20 protein-coding genes are annotated in these 22786 nt (G+C 46.5%); 10 read left to right on the plus strand and 10 right to left on the minus strand.

Going from position 1 to position 22786, the window contains the following annotated elements; translation table 11 throughout:
* Positions 1 to 168 precede the first annotated feature (168 nt).
* The 3 genes from ICN39_RS03670 to ICN39_RS03680 all read left to right on the plus strand — a co-directional run bounded on the left by ICN39_RS03670 (position 169) and on the right by ICN39_RS03680 (position 1571).
* A complete protein-coding gene (locus ICN39_RS03670) occupies positions 169 to 828 on the plus strand; it encodes a putative quorum-sensing-regulated virulence factor (protein WP_215363095.1) in 660 nt (219 codons plus the stop codon).
* A gap of 132 nt (positions 829 to 960) precedes the next feature.
* Positions 961 to 1287 carry a type II toxin-antitoxin system RelE/ParE family toxin gene (locus tag ICN39_RS03675; protein WP_370623669.1) on the plus strand — a complete coding sequence of 109 codons (327 nt, stop codon included), beginning with the start codon at positions 961 to 963 and terminating at the stop codon, positions 1285 to 1287.
* The gene (locus tag ICN39_RS03680; RefSeq protein ID WP_216232744.1) at positions 1284 to 1571 is read left to right on the plus strand and encodes an XRE family transcriptional regulator; all 288 of its coding nucleotides are present in this window, start codon (positions 1284 to 1286) and stop codon (positions 1569 to 1571) included. The genes ICN39_RS03675 and ICN39_RS03680 overlap by 4 nt, the downstream gene beginning before the upstream one ends.
* Positions 1572 to 1635: 64 nt before the next feature.
* On the opposite strand, the gene ICN39_RS11160 is transcribed toward ICN39_RS03680, so the two are convergent.
* The 3 genes from ICN39_RS11160 to ICN39_RS03690 are packed head-to-tail and all read right to left on the minus strand — an operon-like array spanning position 1636 to position 3630.
* Positions 1636 to 1767 (minus strand): hypothetical protein, encoded by a 132-nt coding sequence (locus ICN39_RS11160; protein WP_255407106.1) that lies wholly within the window; start codon positions 1765 to 1767, stop codon positions 1636 to 1638.
* Between the two features lie 59 nt (positions 1768 to 1826).
* On the minus strand, positions 1827 to 3164 hold the full coding sequence (locus ICN39_RS03685) for a Y-family DNA polymerase (RefSeq protein WP_255532276.1): 1338 nt from the start codon (positions 3162 to 3164) through the stop codon (positions 1827 to 1829).
* A complete protein-coding gene (locus ICN39_RS03690; protein WP_216232745.1) occupies positions 3139 to 3630 on the minus strand; it encodes a LexA family transcriptional regulator in 492 nt (163 codons plus the stop codon). Before ICN39_RS03690 ends, ICN39_RS03685 begins: the two co-directional genes overlap by 26 nt.
* A gap of 228 nt (positions 3631 to 3858) precedes the next feature.
* Here ICN39_RS03690 and ICN39_RS03695 point away from each other — a divergent pair, with 228 nt between their 5' ends.
* The gene (locus ICN39_RS03695) at positions 3859 to 4926 is read left to right on the plus strand and encodes a tartrate dehydrogenase (protein WP_216232746.1); all 1068 of its coding nucleotides are present in this window, start codon (positions 3859 to 3861) and stop codon (positions 4924 to 4926) included.
* The gene (locus tag ICN39_RS03700) at positions 4923 to 5885 is read left to right on the plus strand and encodes a tripartite tricarboxylate transporter substrate binding protein (RefSeq protein ID WP_216232747.1); all 963 of its coding nucleotides are present in this window, start codon (positions 4923 to 4925) and stop codon (positions 5883 to 5885) included. Before ICN39_RS03695 ends, ICN39_RS03700 begins: the two co-directional genes overlap by 4 nt.
* A 230-nt stretch (positions 5886 to 6115) precedes the next feature.
* On the opposite strand, the gene ICN39_RS03705 is transcribed toward ICN39_RS03700, so the two are convergent.
* The 3 genes from ICN39_RS03705 to ICN39_RS03715 are packed head-to-tail and all read right to left on the minus strand — an operon-like array spanning position 6116 to position 13169.
* Positions 6116 to 6619: a DUF1993 family protein gene (locus tag ICN39_RS03705; protein WP_216232748.1), complete on the minus strand. Its 504-nt coding sequence runs from the start codon at positions 6617 to 6619 to the stop codon at positions 6116 to 6118.
* A 53-nt stretch (positions 6620 to 6672) separates the two neighbouring features.
* Positions 6673 to 10194: an exodeoxyribonuclease V subunit beta gene (locus ICN39_RS03710; protein ID WP_216232749.1), complete on the minus strand. Its 3522-nt coding sequence runs from the start codon at positions 10192 to 10194 to the stop codon at positions 6673 to 6675.
* An 8-nt stretch (positions 10195 to 10202) separates the two neighbouring features.
* Positions 10203 to 13169 carry a PD-(D/E)XK nuclease family protein gene (locus ICN39_RS03715; RefSeq protein ID WP_216232750.1) on the minus strand — a complete coding sequence of 989 codons (2967 nt, stop codon included), beginning with the start codon at positions 13167 to 13169 and terminating at the stop codon, positions 10203 to 10205.
* 110 nt (positions 13170 to 13279) lie between these two features.
* Between ICN39_RS03715 and trxA the strand changes: the two genes are divergently transcribed.
* From trxA to ICN39_RS03740, 5 genes are all read left to right on the plus strand, one after another.
* Positions 13280 to 13606 carry a thioredoxin TrxA gene (gene trxA, locus ICN39_RS03720; RefSeq protein ID WP_068948270.1) on the plus strand — a complete coding sequence of 109 codons (327 nt, stop codon included), beginning with the start codon at positions 13280 to 13282 and terminating at the stop codon, positions 13604 to 13606.
* Between the two features lie 255 nt (positions 13607 to 13861).
* Complete coding sequence (gene rho / locus ICN39_RS03725; RefSeq protein ID WP_011903147.1) at positions 13862 to 15124, plus strand: transcription termination factor Rho; 1263 nt, start codon at positions 13862 to 13864, stop codon at positions 15122 to 15124.
* Positions 15125 to 15313: 189 nt separating this feature from the next.
* Positions 15314 to 15661 (plus strand): type B 50S ribosomal protein L31, encoded by a 348-nt coding sequence (locus ICN39_RS03730; RefSeq protein ID WP_072582141.1) that lies wholly within the window; start codon positions 15314 to 15316, stop codon positions 15659 to 15661.
* A gap of 89 nt (positions 15662 to 15750) precedes the next feature.
* The gene (locus ICN39_RS03735; protein ID WP_216232751.1) at positions 15751 to 17469 is read left to right on the plus strand and encodes a glycosyltransferase family 39 protein; all 1719 of its coding nucleotides are present in this window, start codon (positions 15751 to 15753) and stop codon (positions 17467 to 17469) included.
* Positions 17470 to 17472: 3 nt separating this feature from the next.
* Positions 17473 to 18864 carry an MATE family efflux transporter gene (locus tag ICN39_RS03740; RefSeq protein ID WP_216232752.1) on the plus strand — a complete coding sequence of 464 codons (1392 nt, stop codon included), beginning with the start codon at positions 17473 to 17475 and terminating at the stop codon, positions 18862 to 18864.
* Positions 18865 to 18884: 20 nt separating this feature from the next.
* Here ICN39_RS03740 and ICN39_RS03745 read toward each other — a convergent pair whose 3' ends face one another.
* The 4 genes from ICN39_RS03745 to ICN39_RS03760 are packed head-to-tail and all read right to left on the minus strand — an operon-like array spanning position 18885 to position 22753.
* Positions 18885 to 19922 (minus strand): hypothetical protein, encoded by a 1038-nt coding sequence (locus ICN39_RS03745; RefSeq protein WP_216232753.1) that lies wholly within the window; start codon positions 19920 to 19922, stop codon positions 18885 to 18887.
* A 35-nt stretch (positions 19923 to 19957) separates the two neighbouring features.
* The gene (gene lpoB / locus ICN39_RS03750) at positions 19958 to 20542 is read right to left on the minus strand and encodes a penicillin-binding protein activator LpoB (RefSeq protein ID WP_370623670.1); all 585 of its coding nucleotides are present in this window, start codon (positions 20540 to 20542) and stop codon (positions 19958 to 19960) included.
* Positions 20543 to 20594: 52 nt separating this feature from the next.
* A complete protein-coding gene (locus tag ICN39_RS03755; RefSeq protein WP_216232755.1) occupies positions 20595 to 20951 on the minus strand; it encodes a YcfL family protein in 357 nt (118 codons plus the stop codon).
* Positions 20952 to 20962: 11 nt separating this feature from the next.
* Positions 20963 to 22753: a COG3014 family protein gene (locus ICN39_RS03760; protein ID WP_255532277.1), complete on the minus strand. Its 1791-nt coding sequence runs from the start codon at positions 22751 to 22753 to the stop codon at positions 20963 to 20965.
* Positions 22754 to 22786 lie beyond the last annotated feature (33 nt).

Genomic DNA, 22786 nt, shown 5'->3' on the forward strand with positions numbered 1-22786 from the left:
AATATGAGTGAATAAGCGATAAATTGATGATAAACCAACGCCTACCCACAAGCGATCTCCGTAAAAAACGAGCAATTAATATGGTTTTGGGTATGTGGCTTTTATTCAATATCAATTGAGCAACTTAATTCGAGGCACAATAGTATGATTCAATCCCAATAGACCCCTATGCCCCAAGCCATTATTTTTGATGTAGAAGCAACCGATAAAAACGATGCCGTCATTATTGAAGCTGCTTCATTAGATGTCACCTCCCTTAATCCATTTGAAGTGGGCAATCCTTGGGTTCAACGTTACAACCCAGGTAAGCCTATTAGCCTAGGTGCACTTGCCACTCATCACATCATGGATGAGGAATTGATCAACTGTCCCGCAAGCAGCTCTTTTAGATTGCCGGCCGGAACTAAATATCTCATTGGCCACAATATTGATTTTGATTGGGTTGCGATTGGCAGTCCTGAGGTCAAGCGCATTTGCACTTTGGCACTGGCGCGTAGTCTGTGGCCTGATTTAGATAGTCACACGCAAAGCGCTCTGCTCTATTACTTTGAACGCAATACTGCTAGAGATCAACTGCGCAATGCGCATAGCGCCTTAGCCGATGTATGGATCTGCTCAAAAATTGTTGCTCAGATTATCGATAAGTTACACCCCGTTTCTTTGGATGCTTTATGGGAGATGTCCGAGAAAGCCAGAATTCCAAAGACCATGCCTTATGGCAAACATAAGGGTGAGCTCATTAGCCAAGTGCCCAGTGATTACAAGCAATGGCTACTACGCCAAGACAATGTCTCTGGTTATTTGCGCAAAGCTTTAGAAGCCAATTAATCAAGCCTTGTAGCACCCCATCAACCCGCCCATTTGACAGGCTAAATCTTCCTACATCAAATTCAGTAATTCCTGATGTAATATGTGTATCATTATTGGTACGCTATATGGATGAAGACCCCCATACTAGAAGTGCGTTTTTTTAAAACAGAAACAAATAACGAGCCCGTTAGAAATTGGCTTCAATTGCAGACTGTCAAGGATAAAAAGCGAATAGGTGAGGATATTAAAACCGTTCAATTTGGCTGGCCTCTTGGAATGCCTCTTGTCAGACACATTGATGGCGAAATTTGGGAGATTCGGTGCAGACTCAGTGGTGGTATTGCGAGAGTTCTTTTTGTACTAGAGAACAACATCATGATATTGATTCATGGATTTATCAAGAAACAGCAAAAGACACCCAAGCAAGATTTAGATTTAGCAAAAACTAGAGTAAAGCAGTTAAGGAGATCGGTATGAAGAAAAAGCATATTGGCAGCAATTTTGACGAATTCTTAAAAGAAGAATCCCTGCTCGAACACTCAACTGCCGTAGCAGTAAAACGTTTCATAGCCTGGCAAATTGAGCGTGAAATGGAGAAACAACAAATCACCAAAACCTCTATGGCTAAGAAAATGCATACCAGTCGCGCAGCTTTAAATCGCCTGCTTGATGAAAGCGACACCAGCCTCACATTAATTACACTAGCCAGTGCAGCGACTGCCCTGGGAAAGAGAATTAAGCTTGAACTAAAGGCCGCCTAAAAAGAATAAGGGAATAAGGAATCCGTGATTTCCTTATTCCCCTTCCAGGCCTACTGCTTGTTCTTTACTGATATTTACGATTAAAGACTTGTTTTGTTGCGCTTTCATGACGCTTAGTATTTTTCAATACTGCGCAGTAAGACAAAACCATGATAGCTACGAGAGAAATTCCGTTGAAGTTGTTTAGTAAGTCCATTTGCTTCTCCTTTATGCGTTATTACTTGTTATTTGCTAATTAATTTGTTACTGAATTTTTTACCTGGCTACCGGTAACTCATCCCACCTCGTGGTGTAGTTCGGCGACCGATTGTTTGATCTCATCTGCCACTCTTCTTTAGTGCCATTGGTTCCTGCGGCCGCAGATCTGATGAATGCATTGCCAAAGCGCGTGTTGATCTCATCTACCGCTTTCATCAAATGAGCAGACTTACCTTTAGTCTCGATATCCTCAAACAAGGATTGCTGAGCTGTTGGCTTATCGCTAATCAGATTGAGGATGACGCCCGCCTTCTTGTAGCGGAAGTTGGCTTGATAGATTTGCTTGAGGCCTGCCAATGCTGCATTGGTTAAGGTCAGAGTGTTATCTGTTGGATCCGCTAATGGAATCGTGACGCTTTGATGATACTGTGGCTCGTTTTGCTTAAACGGATTGGTCTGAATAAACACAGTGAGCGCGCCCGTAGTGCTATTTTGGGTTCTGAGCTTTTCAGCGGCACGTGCTACATGGGTAGCAACCGATTCAGCCAACTCTGCTTGACTAGTAACCAGCTTTCCAAAACTACGTGAGGCAATAATTTGCTGTTTGGCTGGCGCCACTTCTTCTAGTTGCAAGCAGGATGTACCGCGCAACTCATAACAGAGACGCTCCATCACTACCCCAAACTGTTGACGCATGGTTTGTGGTGAGGCTTGCAAAAGGTCAAACACACTCTGAATGCTTTGGGCTTTAAGTTTTTTGGCGATTTGTTTACCAACACCCCAAACTTCACCCACTTCGGTCTCACTCATCCACTGGTAGAGCTCTTCTTTGGCCATAGCATTGACATCACACACGCCAGCGAACTGCTTGTGTTTCTTGGCCAGATGGTTGGCAAGTTTTGCTAAGGTCTTGCTGGCACCAATGCCCACACAGACTGGCAAGCCAGTAGTATCTTTCACTTGTTGCTTGATCTTTTGACCCAGTTCAATTGTGTCCTGATACTGTTTTAAGACGGTTTCGATTTGCAAGAAACTCTCGTCGATGCTGTAAACCTCTAGGTTTGGGGTGAACCCTCTGAGTACCTGGACTACGCGACTACTCATATCGCCATATAAGGTGTAATTGGATGAGTAAGCCTGAATGCCATGCTTCTTAGCAAGATCTTTCATCTGAAACCAAGGTGTTCCCATCTTCACGCCAAGCGCCTTGACTTCAGCACTACGCGCTACAGCACAACCATCGTTATTGGAGAGCACCACCATCGGCACCTCTTCTAGCTTAGGCTGAAATACACGCTCACAAGAAACATAGAAGTTGTTTACATCCACCAGTGCGAAGAGAGAATTTGAAGTGTTTTGGATATTCATCTCACTTCCCATTTCTGCCACTGGCATTGCTGTACTTGCGCACTACCCCGACCACTACACCCCAGATTTGCAGCTCGCTGCCTTCATTAAAGGTAATGGGTTGATAGTTTGGATTTTCCGGTTGAAGCTCAATGCGGCCACGCAACTGATAAAGGCGCTTGATGGTGTACTCGCTATCCACTACAGCAACTACGATATCTTTATGTTTTGGCTTAAGGGCCTTATCGACCACGACCTTGTCGCCATCGCAAATCCCCGCACCCAACATTGAATCCCCTTTCACGGTAAACATGAAGGTGGCTGGCTTGTTCTGGACGAGGTAATGGTTTAAATCTAGGCCATCTTCGGCGTAATCTGCCGCTGGACTAGGGAACCCAGCTGATATCCGGTGGCTTAGGAGCTTGAGCTCATAGGCGGCAAAATGACCGGCCAAGGCTTGTGGTGCCTGGCTTAGGGTTGCTTTTGCGGAGTTCATTGCTTGCGTCATAGTCATTAATATACTGTATGTTTATACAGTATATGTAAAAACCGCAGAAATGAGGCTATTTTTGTTGTTTTGGGGCTATAAGCCCCCTCTCAACCCCTCTTTTTTCTCCCCCTCCCTAGTCATAAACCCCGAGTTCACCCCACTCATATTGAGCCCTAAGGAATTGCATAATGGCTCTAGAAGTTGCTGCGGAAATGATCCAGTAGTTCATATAAAAAGAACAGTAGGAGACACATGAAGACGTATAAAATCGCATCCGTCCCAGGCGACGGCATTGGCAAAGAAGTAATCCCAGAATGCGAAAAGGTATTGAATGCCTTAAGCAAAAAACATCCTGAGGTCGCTTTCCAATTCGAGCACTTTGATTGGGGTGGTGATTACTACCGCAAGCACGGCATCATGATGCCCGAGGATGGTCTTGAGCCCTTGCGTTCCAAAGATGCCATCTTATTCGGCTCTGCTGGCGACCCCAAGATTCCAGATCACATTACTTTGTGGGGCTTGCGCCTCAAAATCTGCCAAGGCTTTGATCAATATGCAAATGTGCGCCCCACTCGCATTCTTCCTGGCATTGAAACACCATTACGTAATTGCAAACCAGGCCAGCTCGATTGGGTGATCGTGCGCGAGAACTCCGAAGGCGAATACTCTGGTGTAGGCGGTAGAGCCCATCAAGGTCATCCCATTGAAGTGGCCTCTGATATGAGCATCATGACTCGCGTTGGGGTTGAACGCGTCCAACGTTTTGCTTTTAAGTTAGCACAGTCACGCCCTCGTAAGCACCTCACTGTCATTACTAAATCCAATGCACAGCGTCATGGCATGGTGATGTGGGACGAGATCGCCAACATCGTTGCTAAAGATTTCCCGGATGTCACTTGGGATAAGGAGCTGGTTGATGCTGCTACTGCACGCATGGTCAATCGTCCCGAATCTTTAGACACTATTGTCGCCACCAACTTACATGCCGATGTTCTGAGTGACTTAGCGGCTGCACTAGCCGGCAGTTTAGGCATCGCTCCTACTGCCAACTTGGATCCAGAGCGTCGCTATCCATCGATGTTTGAACCGATTCATGGCTCTGCTTTTGACATCATGGGCAAAGGGCTTGCCAATCCGATTGGCACCTTCTGGTCAGCAGTGATGATGCTCGACTTCCTGGGTGAGAAAGCCCTTGGCGCAAAGTTAATGGCAGCCATTGAAAAAGTGACAGCCAATCCAAAGTTGCACACTCGTGATTTAGGCGGTACGGCCATGATGAGTGATGTTACCAATGCAGTCATTGAGGAGATCTCCAAATGAAGCGATTTAAATTACTGAATACCTTGCTGTGTGCATGTTTAATTTCCTTTGGATTACTATCGGGCGCAAATGCTCAACCTTTCCCCGATAGAACTATTCAGTACATCATCCCCTTCCCGCCCGCCGGGGAATCTGATTTAGTAGCGCGCTATCAAGCCGATATCTCCGCCAAGAAGTTCAAGCAGCCGATGGTGGTGATGAATCGTGCTGGCGCTGGTGGCGCATTAGTATGGAGCACCCTCAACACCTACCCTGCCGATGGCGCAACAGTAGTGGGCGTCAATATTCCGCACACTATCTTGCAACCACTCCAAGAAGGCATTCAGTACAAGACAGAAGACATTAATGCCATCTACTACTACCACTTTACGCCAGACGCCTTAATGGTATCTGCAGATAGCCCTTACAAGACCTATCAAGAATTTATTGCCGCAGCTAAAAAGGATCCCGGCAAGATGACGCTTGCTGGATCCGCACAATTCTCAGCTAACCATATGGCAGTCGAGCGCCTCAATAAACTGGCTGGCGTCAAAATTACATATGTGCCCTTTAAAGGCACAGGTGATTTAATTACCGCTTTGATTGGTATGCACGTTGATGGCGCTATGGGTTATCTACCTTTGGCGATCCAGCAAAAAGGCAAGGTACGCACGCTAGCGATTGCAACCGAGAAACGCAATCCCGCCCTGCCAGATGTTCCAACCTTTAAAGAGTTGGGCCTGAACTGGGTGGATGGTGCATATCGTGGCGTTGCTGTGCCTAAAGCAACCCCACTAGTGCTCCAACAAAAGATGTCTGACTACTTTGCGCAACTCAATGCCGATCCCGAGACTAAGAAGAAGTTAGAGGACGCTGGATTTATTTTGGTGGATGTTCCTCTGGCAAAGATGCCGGCATTCATGAAAGAGAAAACGGCTCAAGCCATGGATGATGCCAAGAATGCTGGGATGATTAAGTAAAGCTTTTGAGGCTTTCTGATTCTTTTACCTTTTTAGCCTCAAATAAAAAACCACCGAATGCGGTGGTTTTTTATTTGGCGCTTACTTTCTGTTTTAGCAAAAAGCAAAAGCGAGAATTGCCGGATCATCCAGAAAAGCATTGGATAGGTAAATGCTGGCGCGGTAAAGCCAAGGATTCACTTCATTAATGATTTGTGAAAAATATTCCATAAGCCTATTGTAAGGGCTATTTAGCCGCCTAGGTAATCCGACTTGCCAACCTCTACCCCGTTATGACGCAGGATGTCATAAGCCGTAGTCACATGGAAATAGAAATTAGGGATGATCCAGGTCAATAGATATTGCTCGCCGACAAACTCAAATTTCCATTCTTGAATTGAAAACTTAATCTCTTTCGCTTCAGTGCCATCAATCTGTTCTGGCTTGAGGCTATTGGCAAAAGCAAGCGTTTTGGCAATCCGGTCTTGTAGCTGAGCAAAAGTAGTTTCGCTATCTTCAAATTTAGGCGGCTCAATGCCAGCTAAACGAGCCATACCATTTTTCACTTGATCGCAAGCAATTTGGACTTGCTTGGATAGCGGAAACATATTTGCAGCAAGGCGACCTTCTACCAATGCTTTGCTATCAAGGCTCTGGGCGCTTGCAAACTCTTCCCCCTTTTTGAGGATATTGGAAAGATTGGTGAGCATCTTTGTCAATTGTGGAATTGACGCTTGGTACATTGAAATGGCCATGGGATCTCCTAAAGAGTGAAGTAAGGTGCGATTGCTAACCTACTCAGGTCAGTTTACTGGATCTCTTTGATCTTGCCTTGTGCAGAAATCAAGTAAGCCTTGTTTGGCTTATCTTTTCTGATGCGTGTGAGTTCAGCCTGGTAGCCTTGTAATTGCTTGCGGTACTTTTCGTACTTCTCGCTACCTAACTCTGGAATGGTAAGTTTGTAATCGATAATTGCCAGATGGTCATCTAGCTCTACTAAGCGATCCATCCGATAGCTCTTACCCTCCTCGCTAGCAACATCCAACTCATTCCAAGCCTGCACCCACTCTCCCGAGGTGAGATAGCGTTTTAGCTCTGGAGCTTCTAGCACCGCCTTAGCGCGTGCCATTAAAGTTTTCGCCTGTTCCTGATCAACACCAAGCCAGTTCATGAGCTCTTGCTCACTTGGCATGGGTGGCTTTACTGAATTACTGGAGTCTGGAGTGAGGAACTCGAGTAACTGATGGAAGTTCGTACCCTCTTCTAGAATTTCTGGATCAGGAGTGCTCGCTTGCTCATCTTCGCCTGCAAACACTTCAACTGTCACGCCGCTTTCGATGTCAGATAGCATTTGCCTATGACTTTCTTGCGCAGGACTCCAGTCCAAGACAAAATCTTCGACTGCGTTTGCTTGTATAGGCTTGATAGCCTCAACCTCTTCTGTGGCTACCACCAGCTGATTTAATTGATACACAGTCAACCCAGCATTCCTCGCCTTCCCATACCAGGAGGCCTTATCTAAGCCGCTAGGATTATTGGCGGTTGGTTTCTGAGAATCACCGCTAATCCACAAGCCTTGACGGGCACGGGTCATTGCGACGTAGAGCAAATTCCAGTTTTCTTTTTCGCCGATTTGCTTCTCCGCTTCATTGATTTCGCTACGCGGGCTTGTCAATGTTTTGGATGTAAATAGCGATAGATGTGATGGCTCCTCTTCTTGTGGCGCCCAATCTATCAATACTCCGCTGTAATCCACATTGGTATCAGTGTTGTTTGCATCGAGAATAATGACAAAAGGTGACTCCAATCCCTTGGCGCCGTGAATCGTCATGAGGCGCACACGCTTATGGCGATCCTCCTCTGACATCTCACTCTCTTCATCTACTTCGGCCAAATTGTCATCGCTTGCCGCATCTACATCACCTTCGTCGGGCGTTTCATCATCATCCCCACGGCGCTTAATATTGATTTCCTGAATAAAGCGACTCAAGCTTGGGTACTGACCGCCATCTTGATTGAGTGCCACCTCCAAAAAGGCGTCTAAATTTGCCAAGACCTGAGGTCGGTCGAGATCCTGACAGACTGCAGCGTATTTCAGGCGCACATCACCCTCTTGGTAAATACGATCGAGCAAGTCATGAACCGGCAAGCGCTCACCCAAAAGATGCCAATGTTTAAGATAACGCGCAGCCACTTGTAGCTTTGCGTCCTTACTATCTTGCAATGCATCCCACCACGAACGATATTGGCCCGAAGTCATTGCTACCGCTAATTGCTGCATTTGTTTTTCTGTAAAACTAAAAATCGGGGTTCTGAGAACCTGTGCTAATGGCAAGTCGTGACGAGGCGTTACCAGTACAGTAAGTAAAGCAATCAGGTCATCTATCTCAAGGGTGTTGAGCAAACCACCTAGGCGGGGACTCTCATAGGCAAGCTTCACATCACGCAAAGCCCTTTCGTATTGAGGCAAGTATTTGCGGCGCTTTACTAGCAACAGGAAATCACTCGCCCTGGCCTCACGCCATATTTCCTTGCCACCCTCTTTGTCAGCGACCTTTCGGGTTGCGATCACCTCTTGAATGAGGCGTGCCACTAACTCGCCCTCATGCTGGCGCTGAATCACCCCAACAGTTGCGCCGGTATCAGCAATGGCTCCATCAAAAGCACTTCCCTCTCGTAACGCATGCATCCGCTCTTCATAAGGTATCAGAGGTAATAAATAGATCTCACCTTGCTGGGCATAAGCATCGGCAGGTTTACCCTGTTCAGGAGCGGTCCAAAGTGTTTGCTGTTCTGAATACGGGTAATCGGGGGGAACTTGCTCGCCCTGAAAGATCGCATTCACTGCTTGGTTAATTTCACCCGCGTTACGGCGTGTTTTGTCTTGCTCAATGTAAGCAGCTGCATGGTATTGATGCAAAAACTGGGCTGCACTCACAAATAATCTTGGATCAGCTCGGCGGAAGCGATAAATCGACTGCTTGGGGTCGCCCACAATAAAGACTTTTGGTCTTTCGTCACCATCGCTATAGCCCGCTAACCAAGCTCGCAGAACTTGCCATTGCAGCGGATTGGTATCTTGAAACTCATCAACCAATATTTGCTTGTATTTAGCATCTAAGCGAGATTGGAGGTAGGCGGCATTAGCAGCATCGTTCATCAGCAAACTAACACCAAGCTCTAGGTCATCAAAATCACGTACACGCATATTTTCTTTTTGAGCATTGGCGTGCGCCATCATGGATTGATTTAGAGCAAACCAGGCTTCATTGATTGCAAAGATATCCTGCTCCGCTTGCCAGAGTAGGTATTCCTCAAAAGCGTGACCCCAGTTTTGTTTAATAGAGATATGCTCATCGATACGATGAGTTTCATTCATCTTCTCGAGATATTTCTTCGCCTCACCTAAGGCCTTGTCGTTATTGCTACGATATTTTGGCTCTTTAGTTAAGAAAGTAGTTTGAAAGTTACTTGCGATCTCCATCACATCGCCGGCATGCTCTTTGCAGGCGATGGCAGGTAGCAAGTATTTCAAAAGATCGCTATCTTTTACGCTGCTATTTTCAAAACAGCGTGCTAAGAACTGCAAGTCTGCCAGCGCATTAGGCGCATTCCACCGAGCGAGCAATGGATTTGGTGTGTTTAGCTTATGCAAGGATTGCTTTAAGCATTCTATTGGGGTGATACCCGTTTGATTGCATTTCTTTGCAAAGAAGGTCCATGCACCTCTTTGCTTAAAGAGACTACTTTTACCCATTAAGAGTTTTTGCGTTTCATGTGAACCCAAATACTTCAACAAGACGTCGTAGTGCGCTTTTAGATCTGGAGTGAGATCGCCCCACCAATCATCAAGGCACTCATCTTGCAGACGCTTGGCATCTTCGCGCAGCTTAAACCCTGGTTGGACGCCCATTGATACCGGAGCAGCGCCCAGTAATCTGCCAAACCAACCATGAAAGGTATCAATCACAATCGGCTGCGGATTTGCCAGCACCTGCTCATAAAGTGCTTTAGCCTTAGGCAGACATTTTTCAGCCTGCTCTTTTTCCATACCTCGAGCGATGAGCTCTTTTATCAGAGAGACATCGTCACTTTTTGAAAATTGCTCGAGCAATCCATATAAGCGGTCACGCATTTCTTGCGCCGCTTTACGTGTAAACGTTAATGCGAGAATCTCTTGCGGTTTCACATCATCGAGCAATAAGCGTACCATTCGCGCAACTAGCAACCAAGTCTTGCCACTTCCTGCGCAAGCCGAAACAATGACCGAGCGCTGTGGATCACAAGCAAGCCGTTCTGAATAGGGTTGCCTCTCTGGAAGCTTATTCATCTGATCGCTCACCAAATCCCCTTTCTGCAAATGCCTCTTGCTTCGCAATATTGACATACCCCCTCAGGAGCAAATGCTTGCATGGGCTTTTTAGCCCAAAGCTGCTCTACATCTTTTGTAATTTGTTCAGAAAATTGTTGCATCATTTCTGGCATATCAACCACCTCTTGGCTGCGCAGTGCTTTTTGCTCACCCTTAGAAATATCTGCCTTCAATGCTACCCACTCCGCTTGCTGCACACGATGCCCAGCCAGCTTATGGTTTTCTTGGCCTTCATTGGCGGCCCGAGCGTAAATTAATAACTGCGGGTCATCCAGGAGATGCTCAGCCCTGACTTTGACTCTCTCAAAGCGTTGATTTTTGTAGTCAATCACTGAGGCAAGATTGATGTTATCTATATTGACGTCATAGCGATCGGCATAACCCTCAATACGAATGATCTTGGGATTGCCATCCATATCCTTGAATGGCAAATCAAAGCCAACTTTGACTTCGCCATCAAAATATTCCCAACCCGCCATCTCACGTTGCAACTGCCAATCGACAAAACTAGGGATTTGTTTTTGCCAATCCCTTAATGCGCCCATCACTCTTGCGTCGCCCTCAATCAAGGCAGCAAACTCTTGCTCCGAATAAACACTTAAGACTTGCTCCATCCAAGCACGTCTTTGCTCTGAATTGGTTTTTAGCGTTGGATTAGTATGTTCTTGAGTTTTGAGTGCTTGGTAGAAGCGCTTGAGTAGTTTGTGTAATGTCTGTCCTGCCAACGAAGCATCAAAGCCCTCATCAAACTCTTTGTTCTTGCGTAAACCCAGCAGACTGCGGACGTAATAACGGTATGGGCAATCCCGCAGGGCCTTATAGGCACTGGGGCTCATTGATAACGGCATGGGCAAATCTTCTTCAAAATGCGCAACCGCCATCTTCATTGGCGCAGCTTCAAAAATACGCTTGCTTAATTGAGTCGAAATCGCTTCCCACTCCGTTTGATTTTGCAAACGCTGTATCCAGGCGGAAGGTCTCAGCGGCTCACCATTATTACTTTTACTTTGCCAGAGTAAGTCAACATCACTACATGAGACTAGAAGCTGCGAGAGATCTCTAGCCTGCTGTACAAACTGCATTGCTATCGTGGAAGTCTTTAATAGCTGATTGAGTGCATCTGAGAAAAATAATGGTGGCTCAGAATACGCTGGTAACTGCTGTTCGTCACAACCTACAACAACTACAACTTCAAAGTCACGCATACGTGTAGAGCTTAGTGGCAGAATGCTCAGAGTGGCCTTGGCTTCTTTGCCAGCCTCTTGATAACTAGCGCCCTCAATGACGGTTTTAAGCAAACTGAGCCACTCACTCAAACGAATGGGCGCCTCCTGATACTGCGTCTTACTTAAATCAAATGTCTTGAGTACTTCTAATAACTGTTTGCCAGCGGAGTCTTTCTCAAGGCTTTGCGCCATACCAGTCGACTGAAGATTAGTCTGCAGTTGGGCATACGCTTTACTGCAATCCACCTTAAGTCTTAACCACTCATGATGACGCTCTCTGACAAACTGCAATAACTCAAACAATGCAGCGCTGGGTAGTGCGCTAGATGTTTTTGCAGCATTTTCTTGCGCACCCTCGATGGCTAGATGAAAAGTTTTCCAACCAGACTCCGCCTTGCTACCAACCAAGATATCTTCAAGCTCTGCAATCAGCCCAATACAGACTTCTGCATCACGATTCAAAATCTTTCCAAGATCTAAAAAAGGATTTTGCAAAAACTCAAGTAAGGTTTTTGCACTAGGCCCATCTTTTGGCGCCTTAATGAGTTCTAGCCAACTATTGAGCGCAGCTGCAGCGCGCGTAGTGGATAACTTCCAACCGGTTTCATCTCGAATGTTAAGCGCTGGCCCCAATCTTGAAAGCAGTGCACGCGCCCTTCTGGCCACTAGACGATCTTGCGCAACAAGTGCTAAATTGGTTTTGCCATCAACCAAATGTTGCTCTACTGTTTTGGCAGCAGCCCACGCCAACTCTTCAAAACGTTTAGCGGCAATCAGGCGCCAACCCTTGCTATCAGCTTGTTTAACATTGCTTAGCGCCTTTGCCTGTGCATCACTTGTGCCAATAGCCTCTCCCCATAAGCCCACATTACTCCAGCTCATTCTTGCTTCTACAACAGGCGCATATTGAGCATACTCGGCCAATAGGGTGCCGATGATCTCTTGATCGATCGGGGTCGGATCAGCAGTCTCTACCCAAATCAGAGGTCTTGCGGGAGTTGCATTCTTAGCGGCCTCGAGATGAGCGGCCATTGCAAATTGATTGCGAAACGCAGAATCGCTCACGCTCGCGGTATAGCGCCAAAAGGTTAGCAAGACCTTAGTCTCTTGATCAACTACCTTGCGCGCCATTCCCGAATAGACTTTAGCAACAGCACCATCTAATAAAGTTTGCGCTCTCTGAAGACAGATCTCGCCGAGATTGTTTTGTTCACTCTGATGAGTTTGAATGAGTTCATGAATCTGTTTTTGCAGTTGTGGACTCACAGCAGTTGATAAGGTGTCACATGCCTCAATGATTGCTTGCGCCAAACCCCATGCGCCAGATTCAGTTTCGGCTTTAAACCATGACTGCAGATCTCTGTGCTTGCGCAAAGTGGCATAGACGCCCAACCATCTCTCTAAATCACTGTGCTTTTTCGGAAACTTCCATGCACCTGGTGCAGCTTCTAACCAATCGGTAAAACTAATGACTTGGGGCAGGAATGCAATGTTGCTTGATAGATCCTTTGGCCGATTGAACTCAAGAGCCGCCCTGACACCGATGAGCGGTCCCGCTGTACTCAGAACCACCAAAGGGCGCTGATTGGTTTGCACTGCACAATCCCAGATACCTTTTGCCAATTGGGTAAGCGCACCAGCATTGGGCGTAATCGCCCACTGTTGCACTTGCTTTTGGTCAGAAAGAATAGGGAAAGACTGGGACATTAATGAAGTAATTTATCTATTTTGAGCAGAACGTTCCGCTTATTGCTAATATAAGCGTTGTAACGTAATAACTAAATAACTCGCTAAATAAGTCTAAATAAGGAATTTTCATGAGTGCCGGCATTAAATATGTAACTGACGCCTCTTTCGAACAAGACGTCCTCAAGTCCGATAAACCTGTTCTGCTCGACTTCTGGGCTGAGTGGTGCGGTCCTTGCAAAATGATTGGCCCGATCCTGGAAGAACTCTCCGGCGAGTATGGCGATAAGCTACAGATTGCAAAAATGAACGTAGATGAGAACCAAGGCGTTCCTGCCCAGTTCAATATTCGCGGCATTCCTACCTTAATCCTCTTTAAAAATGGCACAGTGGCTGCTCAAAAAGTAGGCGCTTTGGCCAAATCCCAGTTGACTGCATTTATTGATAGTCATCTGTAAATAGTCTCAAACCACAGGTTCACCAGCTGAGCCTGTGGTTTTTACTGCTTTAAACGCTTGTCACACCCGTTTTTTGGTGTAGTATTACTCAAACGCACTAGTCAGTGCTCCGATTTTCAGCAATTTATCCCCCCCTTCTTTTAGCAAATCTCCCAAATTCTGTTTTTCCACATCTGCGTGATCTAAATCAGCGCAGCGATACCCCAAAACAAATTCCCAAATTCAAATTTATCTTCATCAACACCCGAGAACCACATGCAATTAACTGAACTCAAAGTCCTCCACGTATCCGCTCTGCTTGAAATGGCAGCTAGCTTGGAGATTGAAAATACTCAACGGATGCGCAAACAAGAATTAATGTTTGCCATTTTGAAAAAACGTGCGAAGGCTGGTGAAACCGTTTTCGGCGACGGAACCTTAGAGGTGCTGCCTGACGGCTTTGGTTTCTTGCGCTCCCCCGAAGCCTCTTACATGGCTTCTCCCGATGATATTTATATCTCCCCTGCGCAGATTCGTCGCTTTAACTTGCATACTGGTGACAGCGTTGAAGGTGAAGTACGTACACCTAAAGATGGTGAGCGTTACTTTGCATTGGTAAAGGTAGACAAGATCAATGGTTTGGCTCCAGAAGCCCTCAAGAACCGCATCATGTTCGAGAACTTAACGCCGCTGCACCCGAATCGCGTGATCAGCCTAGAGCGTGATATCAAGGCTGAAGAAAACCTCACTGGCCGCATCATCGACATGATCTCCCCTATTGGTTACGGCCAGCGTGGTCTGATCGTGGCTTCACCAAAATCCGGTAAGACCGTGATGATGCAGCATATTGCCCACGCCATTGCAGCCAATAATCCTGAAGCGATTTTGATCGTGTTGCTCGTTGACGAGCGTCCTGAAGAAGTGACTGAGATGCAACGTTCCGTTCGCGGTGAAGTAGTTGCCTCTACTTTTGATGAACCAGCAGTGCGTCACGTTCAAGTTGCCGAGATGGTCATTGAAAAAGCAAAACGCTTAGTTGAGATGGGCAAAGATGTGATCATCTTGCTTGATTCGATTACTCGTCTTGCGCGCGCATACAACACGGTTGTTCCTTCATCAGGCAAAGTACTCTCTGGTGGCGTGGATGCCAATGCATTGCAACGTCCGAAACGATTCTTTGGTGCCGCTCGCAATATTGAAGAAGGCGGTTCATTGACCATCATCGCTACTGCCTTGATTGAAACTGGTAGCCGTATGGATGACCTAATCTATGAAGAGTTCAAAGGTACCGGCAATATGGAAGTTCACCTTGAGCGTCGCCTGGCTGAACGTCGTGTTTACCCATCCATCAACCTCAATAAGTCTGGCACCCGTCGTGAGGAACTCTTGGTTAAAGCTGAGAACCTCCAGAAGATCTGGGTATTGCGTAAATTGCTGGCCGATATGGACGATATCGAGGCGATGAACTTCATCGTAGATAAGCTCAAATCAACCAAAAATAATGGTGAATTCTTCGACTTAATGCGTCGCGGAGGCTAATGAAGTCACTCTTAGGAGTGCTTTAAAGCAAGAATTAATGCAAAAGGGGCTGTTTTAGCCCCTTTTTGCACACCTAAACAGCGCTTTGTTGTTGATTTCATGGCATAATTTCGCCTTTACTGCTTTTAAAACCTGGGAAAGTATTTCAGCCAATTTGGCTCAAACGGCTCCCCGCTCATAGGACTCAACATGAAACCTGGCATTCACCCCGAATATCGCGAAATCGTCTTTGTAGACGTTTCCAATAACTTCAGCTTCAAGACTCGCTCCACTATGTCTACTAGAGAGACAATCAAGTGGGAAGATGGCAATGAATATCCATTGGCCAAGATCGAGACTTCATCTGAATCACACCCTTTCTACACTGGTACCCAGAAAATTATGGATACCGCTGGTCGTGTTGAGAAATTCCGTCAGAAATTTGGTACTAAAGCTGTTGCTAAAGCTACCGGTGATGGCGCTGCTAAAACAGCTGAGAAAAAAGCTGCTGCTGCAGAAGCTAAAGCTGCTGAAAAGCCAGCTAAGAAGAAGGCTTAAACCACTTCTATTCGCGGGGTATGTTAAGTACCTGCTCTGCGAGATAATCAAGGCAGCGTTTGCTGCCTTTTTTATTTTGAACTTTACACATGGTCAAACTTACTGCCGCCGCCACTAAATCGATTCCGCGCATTATTATTTTTGTGCTGACCTTGGTTTATGGTTTTGCTGGCCTCTTCTTTCGGGACCCCTGGAAGAATGAAGATGCCATTGGCTTTGGTGGTATGTGGACGCTCTTTCGTGGCAACTCTATAGACTGGATAGTTCCTCACTTAGCTGGACGTGATGCCTCCCTTGGCGCGCCTCTGCCGTATTGGATGGGTGCCACACTCATTGAATGGTTTGGTCCATTCATTGGCGCTGCAAATGCTGCACGTTTATATGCAGCCATCTGCTTCTTCTCTGCCGCACTGGCAATTTGGTACGCTACTTATTTGCTAGGTCGTCGTCGTGAAGTTCAGCCAATGGCATTAGCTGTTGGTGGACAGCCAGATCTGAAGAGTTACGGCATGACCTTGGCCGATGGTGCACTGCTGATTTTCTTGGCGTGCGTGGGTCTAGCTCAACGCGCTCATGAAACAACGCCAATGATGGCGCAGCTCATGGGTATCAGCATCGTTCTTTACGGCACAGTGCGCGGCTTAGATAAGCCTTGGCAAGGCGGCTTATGGACCGGCCTTGGTATTGCCATCGTCGCGCTCTCGAGCAATCTCACTCTCAGCCTAATTATTGTTACCTCCACCATTATTGCGGTCATTGCTAGCAATGCAAAATTGCGCTTTCGCTGGACACTGACTAGTACTGTTTTAGGTTTAATCGGTTTTGCTATTTGGCCTCTGATTTGGTATGTAACTGATCTTCCATTGCAGTGGCGTCATATCGCAGAAGAAGGCTGGCGCAATGTACCCGAAATGCGCGCCACCCCTTCTATCGAATCACTGGGTTTCTTGAGTGTGAACTTTTGGGCATATGCGTGGCCGGTTTGGCCGCTCGCAATAGTTTCTCTAGCACACTGGGGTCGCATTAAAGAATCGGGCGCATGGCGCGCACCACATCTTTGCATTCCTCTGAGCTTATTCATTGGTAGCTTAGTTTATGTTCTGTTCCGCCTCGAAGCTAACGAACATGACTTAATGATCTTGATTCCGAGCCTTTCGATCATTGCCGCATTTAGCTTGCCTATTCTCAAGCGGAGCGTCATTAGCTTCATTGATTGGTTTGCGATGTTCAGCTTTACGCTGATCGCTTTGGCTATTTGGATTATTTGGCTCGCAAAAGTGACTGGCTACCCAGAATCTACGGCCGCCAATATTGCACGCCTACTACCTGGATTTACAGGTCAATTTAATGTCTTAGCCTTTATCGTGGCCCTTGCTACTACAGGCGTATGGCTTGCAGTAGTCCGCTGGAGAACTTCTCGGGCCCCGAAAGAAATTTGGCGCTGCCTCATCATCTCGGCATCAGGGACTACTTTGATGTGGGTGCTGCTGATGTCTTTATGGCTACCAACTATTAACTACGCCAAAACCTATCGCCAGGTTTCTGGGCGATTGGCGCAAGTGATCCCTACCGGCGGTGGCTGCATAGATACCAGCAATCTAGGTCCCGCACAGCTAGCCTCTTTTGAATACTTCTCTAAACTCAATTTGCGAGATGACTCTAATTGCCCATGGATGCTGACCCACAGCCAATCCGAAGCAAAAGCATACGCAGAGCTGAATAATAAAAAGCTAACACTGCTTTGGGAAGATCGTCGTGCTGCTGACCGCGATGAACGCCTGCGCCTCTACGAAGTTATTCCGGAATAATTTGTGCTGCACTTTAAACTATCGCGCCTGCGCGAGGACATCCCCTCTTTACTAAAATTAGCTGGCCCTCTATTAGTTGGTCAGCTTGCTGTAATTGCATTTGGCGTACTAGATACCGCGATGACTGCGCGGTATTCGGCTGATGATTTAGCGGCGCTGGCAATGGCTTCAGCCATCTTTATCAGCATTTACGTAGGCCTCACTGGAGTGATCTCGGCACTTGCACCAATCGCAGGACAACTCTTTGGTGCCAGGCGCTTTGGAGAAATCGGCGAAGAAGTACGGCAAGCAGCTTGGCTTGCCTTAGGTCTCACTATTTTGGGCTGTTTCATTTTGCTCAATGCAGATCACTTGCTAGCCATTTCCAGAGTCAATGATCTTATTGAAGGTAAAGCAAAGTTATATCTCAACATCCTGGCAATCGGCTTACCAGCTAGCATGGCTATGCGCGTGTTGATGGCCCTACACAATGCGGTCTCACGACCTACTGTTATCACCGTTGTGCAAATTATTGGTTTAGGACTCAAGCTGCCCTTGAACCTACTCTTCATTTATGGGGGCTTAGGTATAGAGGGCATGGGTGGACCAGGCTGTGCTGTAGCTACCGTCATCATTAACTGGTCGTGGCTACTAATGACTCTAGGTTTTGTTTTGTTTGATCGTTTTTACAAGCCATTTAAGATCTTTGCTCGCTTTAGCATGCCGGATTGGCATCGCATCTGGACATTATTAAAGCTTGGCGCGCCGATTGGCTTTAGCTACTTGATTGAAGTAACCTCTTTCACGTTTATGTCCCTGTTTATTGCTCGCCTTGGAACTACGGCCTTAGCTGGCCATCAAATCGTAGCCAACATGGGAACTGTCATCTACATGGTGCCGCTATCCATCTCAATTGCAACCATGACCTTGGTGTCTCAATCTATTGGCGCCAATAAGCCTGAGCGCGCTGAAGAGATAGGTTGGTCATCGGTATTTTTTACCACCACGCTTTGCATCACCATTGGTATCGCAGTTTGGATTTTCAGAATACAGCTATTGGATTTATACGATCCGCCGGCAGAGGTGAAGGCGTTCTCTATTCCGCTCTTCTTATTTATTGCCTTCTATCAAGTATTTGATGCGCTACAAGTTACTGCTGCATTTATCCTGCGAGCCTATCGCATTGCTTTTTTACCTATGGTGATTTATGCAGGCTCGCTCTGGGGCGTAGGTCTTGGTGGTGGCTATCTCATGGGCTTTAACGTATTTGGCAATACGCCAGCATTCCTACAAGGCGCCAATGGCTTTTGGGCTGGCAACAGCTTAAGCCTAGGGCTGGCAGCGTGCTTTTTGCTCTATCTATTTAGAAGAACAGCGGAGCGCTATGAGAAGACGCATCCGCCGGTGCGGGTTTAAGACAAACTACTTTGAGCCTATTACTTGTAGACCTTCAAGGTAGCGGCATCATCATTTAAACGGGTTTTGAGGTTACGCAACTGCCCTGCCGAACCGGGGTTATTGGTGATGAAGTTTTGATCAGCCAAGTGCTTGCGTACATCTTCAGCCAAGTCCAATGAAGCCAACTTCATTAGCTTTGCATTGCTTGGTTTATAACCAGTATCCCTGCCATCGATTTGGACATCCTTGCCTTCACCCGAAGCTACAAATGAAGCAATGATTTGCGTGGTCTTGGTATCAACAATATTAAAGTCTACCGTTACTTCAAGCGTCATTTGCTGCGAAGTAGATTTGGTTCCAGGAATATCAGAGACGTTATCTGTGCTGGAAACTTCAGCTAACACCCCATATAGAACATAGTCTGCATCACCAAAATCGCCAGACTTAATCCGCTTGACGATATCAAAGTACTCGTCGCCCTGGTTAGGCGCAGCAACACTAGGTTTCGCTTGAACCACCTTATAGCCAGACTTAATCAATAGGCCGCGAATCGGGTTGGCAAGGTAACGCAACTCGCCATACTCATTATTGGCTTGATATCCTGACCTCTTCATGCTTTGGGTATTAGCGCTTGAAGAGCTGTTACTTGGGCTAGTAGCTTCTACTATAGGTGCCGGAGCTGCGCCCGGGCTAGTTGCTGTGGGATCGGCCAAATTAGTGAACTTCACTGGATAAGCTGAAGAGTTTGCCCCGCCAGTAAGGGCCGATGCATTGGCTTTATCAGCATCCACCTCAATCGTCTTCGGCACAATCGTAGAAGAAATATTGTTATCCGTTGTTGTTCTAGTTTCTTCGACAAACGTTAAGTTTTTTCCCTCTTTCTTAAAGTAGATATCAGTCACTGCAATTGACTTTGAATCCGCTTTTAAGCCCTCCGCACTGATCACGGGGTTTTTTGGTGGATCTGCTGGAACTTGTCCAATAAATGCGGACTCCACTGGGGCAGGCGGCTTGCTAGCGCAGCCAGCCAAGAAAATCAGACTCAGCCCCGCGCAAGCTAATAATGTTTTTTTCATGTGTTACTCAATTCTTTATGGTGTTGATTTGCGTATTAGCGTGTAGCAGTTTTACGAATCTCTTTTTCATCAGCCCACTCGAGCAAACCAGATTCGTTGTTAATGAGATTTAGATTAAATACGTAATAAACGTCTTTAACATCCTTGGTATTTTTGACAATAGAAGCAATCGATCCTTCGATACGATATTGAGCTCCCTGCATATTGCCTGTCTTGGCAATCGTGCTGTTTTTATACAAACCCGACTGATTCTGGCGCTTGAGCTCTTCGGTTTGATTTTGCATTTCAGAAACGCTCACTGCGAATCGTACTTGCCCACTCTTCATTAACTGCGTACGAATCTTGTCGGTAATCACACGCGTATCAATATATTCAGAAGTCTTATTCTTCACATCTGCGAGCGTCACAATCGGCGCATCCTTGCTTCCAGAGATAGCCTTAGACTGGAGCAGAGATCTTGTCATTGCTTCGGCGATCATCTGGAGATCAGTAGATCCATAGTTAGCATTAACGGTCTCCACCGATTTGGCATCGCCATAACGTACCTGAGGGCCAGAGCATGCGGCAAGCGCTGCCACAGCTAATGCAATAGCAGATAAGCGAATAGTTTTAGTGTTCATGATCATCCTTAATAAGCCTAAATCTTTTTAATATTAAATAGTTGATTAATTTTTATTTGTATTGATTTAATTCAAAACGAAAGTCAGTAGCATCTGGTGTTGGGGCGATTCCCATAATAACGGTCGACTGCCCCTTGCCCACGGTTACAGGCTTCCATGCCTCTTCATCTGTTACCGCCATACCGTTTTTACCGATCCACTTGAATCGATAAGAAACAAGATTGGATTTGCTGTCATTCTGAATAGTTACCTGCGCTGTCAACACACCATTGCGCATCAAACTACGCATATCAGTAATTTGAATGCTATCTGTATCACCCATACGCACCGTCATGTCCTTCATGGATGGCGTTGAGCTGCATGCCACAATGGCAAGTGTCGTCATCAGGATTGCGAGGTATTTTTTCATCTGGGTCTTTCTTAATTAAAAAGCTGTTGAAAGCTATTCAACAGATTGGGTGGCTCGTAAGGCTTCACCCCTTCCATATTACCGCTAGCGGGGATGGTATTGGGGGTAGTACTGGAGCTTGAAATTGGTGCCGCAAGCACGGGGGTCGCCGGAACGACAACCGGCACAGGCGTTGTGACTGTTGGGGCAGACTCTTCGGGCTGTGGTTCCTGAAATCCTCCCCATAGCTTCTTCAATCCAGCAAAAGCGCCTTCAGATGGCTTAGGCTCAACGAGAGCAGGCAATGGGCTCACTGGTGAGATGAGTGTCGTAGATAGAGTGGCCGGGGATACGGCTATTGGGATACTTACGACAGGATCTTTAGGGGGAAGTGCCGCAGGATCATTCGAGGTCAGTACAGTTGCCCTGTTTCTGAACATGCGGATATAAACCACGTTGTACCCGCCTACTAAGTTAACGGTTTGAGATGCAGTTACTCCCGATGGCAAAGTATATTTGAGAACAGTAGGCCCAATCGGCAAACCCATTCTGGCCATGTATGTCTGTGCGGGCAAGGTTGACCAATGGCGCACATCAGTCACATTGATTGCTTGCAAACTATATCCCGTAATCATTCCTGCAATAGCACCAATCAGAGCAGCGCTACCATTATTCTGATTGTTCTGGTTATTTTGACTCCGCTTATTAGCCGCTTGCTGTGCAGCTCGATCTGCTGCGTATTGCGCAGCGAGAGAGACTAACGCTCTAGAGGATGCTCTTAATACATAAGCTGGCATCTCATCACGTAAGTTCTTGCGCGCCATAGCATCAATGTTGGCAACCAACTCTGGGTTAGCCACCCTGTCGCCTAACTGCACCATGGTTGGCCTGAAACGCTCAGTAGACTTTTCGATCACCGGAAAAGTTAAGGTCACTAACTTTGGGTTGCCGCCTAGATTAAAAGACTGGCTGATTTGATAAGGGGTAATCTTGGGCATGTAACCCGTATCAATAATGATCAGGGTATCGGCAAATGATTTTTTACCTTGATTGGCAATATTGGAGTCCAACTTAGCAATGCTAGTTTTAAAGAAGTTCACTTGTGGACGCAACTCAATGGCCAAGCGATAACCGGGCGCTGCTAGACTAGCCTCACCTTGCGACTCATGAATAAATCCAGACAGATAATATGCCGCAGGGTTCTGATAAGAATTCTTAAGGCTACGCGTTTCCTCATCATCCAATAGATTGATTGGATAACCGCTGATATTTTCAATGCGACTAGATGCGCCTTGAGTATTTGGGTTATTTTGTTGCTCCTGTTCTACCTTAGAAACTGCGGCCACCCTACTCTGAATAAGCTCTTCAATGACCTTCTCACGCTGGGCCATCTTTTTGGCTTCCACCATGGCATCATTCCAGCGTCCTTGAGAGATGTGGTTTAAAGCGATAGTCTGACTTAATAAACTCACTTCATAAGGCTTAGGGTCATACTCACTACTAAAACCTTCAGAGAGAACATAGGCGCTCGCACCTGAAAAAGAGCGTCTGAGTTTGTCGCTGGTAGTTACCTCCCAACGACTCACCAATTGATCTGCAGCTAATAAGTTTTGGGTGCTATTGGGAATCCGGGCGGGACCTTGTAGCCTTTGCACTTCACCCAACTCCATGTAGTACAGCGTATTTTTATCCTTGAAGGCGCCCTGAATGGCAGCTGTTGTATTTTGCAGATCACCATTTTTAAACTGCTCCTTAGACTCATTCATCTTCAGTTGCTGGGTTTGCGTAGCGCAACCTACCAACAAACAGACAGCCAAAGTCATGCCGAATTTAGAAAAGTCTAATGCTGAAAATTT

The organism is Polynucleobacter sp. AP-Reno-20A-A9, from assembly GCF_018882085.1.
In the GTDB taxonomy this organism is placed as follows: Bacteria; Pseudomonadota; Gammaproteobacteria; order Burkholderiales; family Burkholderiaceae; genus Polynucleobacter.

Excerpts from the sequence above, each read along its gene's own strand:
- ICN39_RS03670 (WP_215363095.1), top strand. The coding sequence starts at position 169 with ATGCCCCAAGCCATTATTTTTGATGTAGAAGCAACCGATAAAAACGAT.
- ICN39_RS03680 (WP_216232744.1), top strand. The coding sequence starts at position 1,284 with ATGAAGAAAAAGCATATTGGCAGCAATTTTGACGAATTCTTAAAAGAA.
- ICN39_RS11160 (WP_255407106.1), bottom strand. The coding sequence starts at position 1,767 with ATGGACTTACTAAACAACTTCAACGGAATTTCTCTCGTAGCTATCATG.
- ICN39_RS03685 (WP_255532276.1), bottom strand. The coding sequence starts at position 3,164 with ATGCCAGTGGCAGAAATGGGAAGTGAGATGAATATCCAAAACACTTCA.
- ICN39_RS03690 (WP_216232745.1), bottom strand. The coding sequence starts at position 3,630 with ATGACTATGACGCAAGCAATGAACTCCGCAAAAGCAACCCTAAGCCAG.
- ICN39_RS03695 (WP_216232746.1), top strand. The coding sequence starts at position 3,859 with ATGAAGACGTATAAAATCGCATCCGTCCCAGGCGACGGCATTGGCAAA.
- ICN39_RS03700 (WP_216232747.1), top strand. The coding sequence starts at position 4,923 with ATGAAGCGATTTAAATTACTGAATACCTTGCTGTGTGCATGTTTAATT.
- ICN39_RS03705 (WP_216232748.1), bottom strand. The coding sequence starts at position 6,619 with ATGGCCATTTCAATGTACCAAGCGTCAATTCCACAATTGACAAAGATG.
- ICN39_RS03710 (WP_216232749.1), bottom strand. The coding sequence starts at position 10,194 with ATGAATAAGCTTCCAGAGAGGCAACCCTATTCAGAACGGCTTGCTTGT.
- ICN39_RS03715 (WP_216232750.1), bottom strand. The coding sequence starts at position 13,169 with ATGTCCCAGTCTTTCCCTATTCTTTCTGACCAAAAGCAAGTGCAACAG.
- trxA (WP_068948270.1), top strand. The coding sequence starts at position 13,280 with ATGAGTGCCGGCATTAAATATGTAACTGACGCCTCTTTCGAACAAGAC.
- rho (WP_011903147.1), top strand. The coding sequence starts at position 13,862 with ATGCAATTAACTGAACTCAAAGTCCTCCACGTATCCGCTCTGCTTGAA.
- ICN39_RS03730 (WP_072582141.1), top strand. The coding sequence starts at position 15,314 with ATGAAACCTGGCATTCACCCCGAATATCGCGAAATCGTCTTTGTAGAC.
- ICN39_RS03735 (WP_216232751.1), top strand. The coding sequence starts at position 15,751 with ATGGTCAAACTTACTGCCGCCGCCACTAAATCGATTCCGCGCATTATT.
- ICN39_RS03745 (WP_216232753.1), bottom strand. The coding sequence starts at position 19,922 with ATGAAAAAAACATTATTAGCTTGCGCGGGGCTGAGTCTGATTTTCTTG.
- lpoB (WP_370623670.1), bottom strand. The coding sequence starts at position 20,542 with ATGAACACTAAAACTATTCGCTTATCTGCTATTGCATTAGCTGTGGCA.
- ICN39_RS03755 (WP_216232755.1), bottom strand. The coding sequence starts at position 20,951 with ATGAAAAAATACCTCGCAATCCTGATGACGACACTTGCCATTGTGGCA.
- ICN39_RS03760 (WP_255532277.1), bottom strand. The coding sequence starts at position 22,753 with ATGACTTTGGCTGTCTGTTTGTTGGTAGGTTGCGCTACGCAAACCCAG.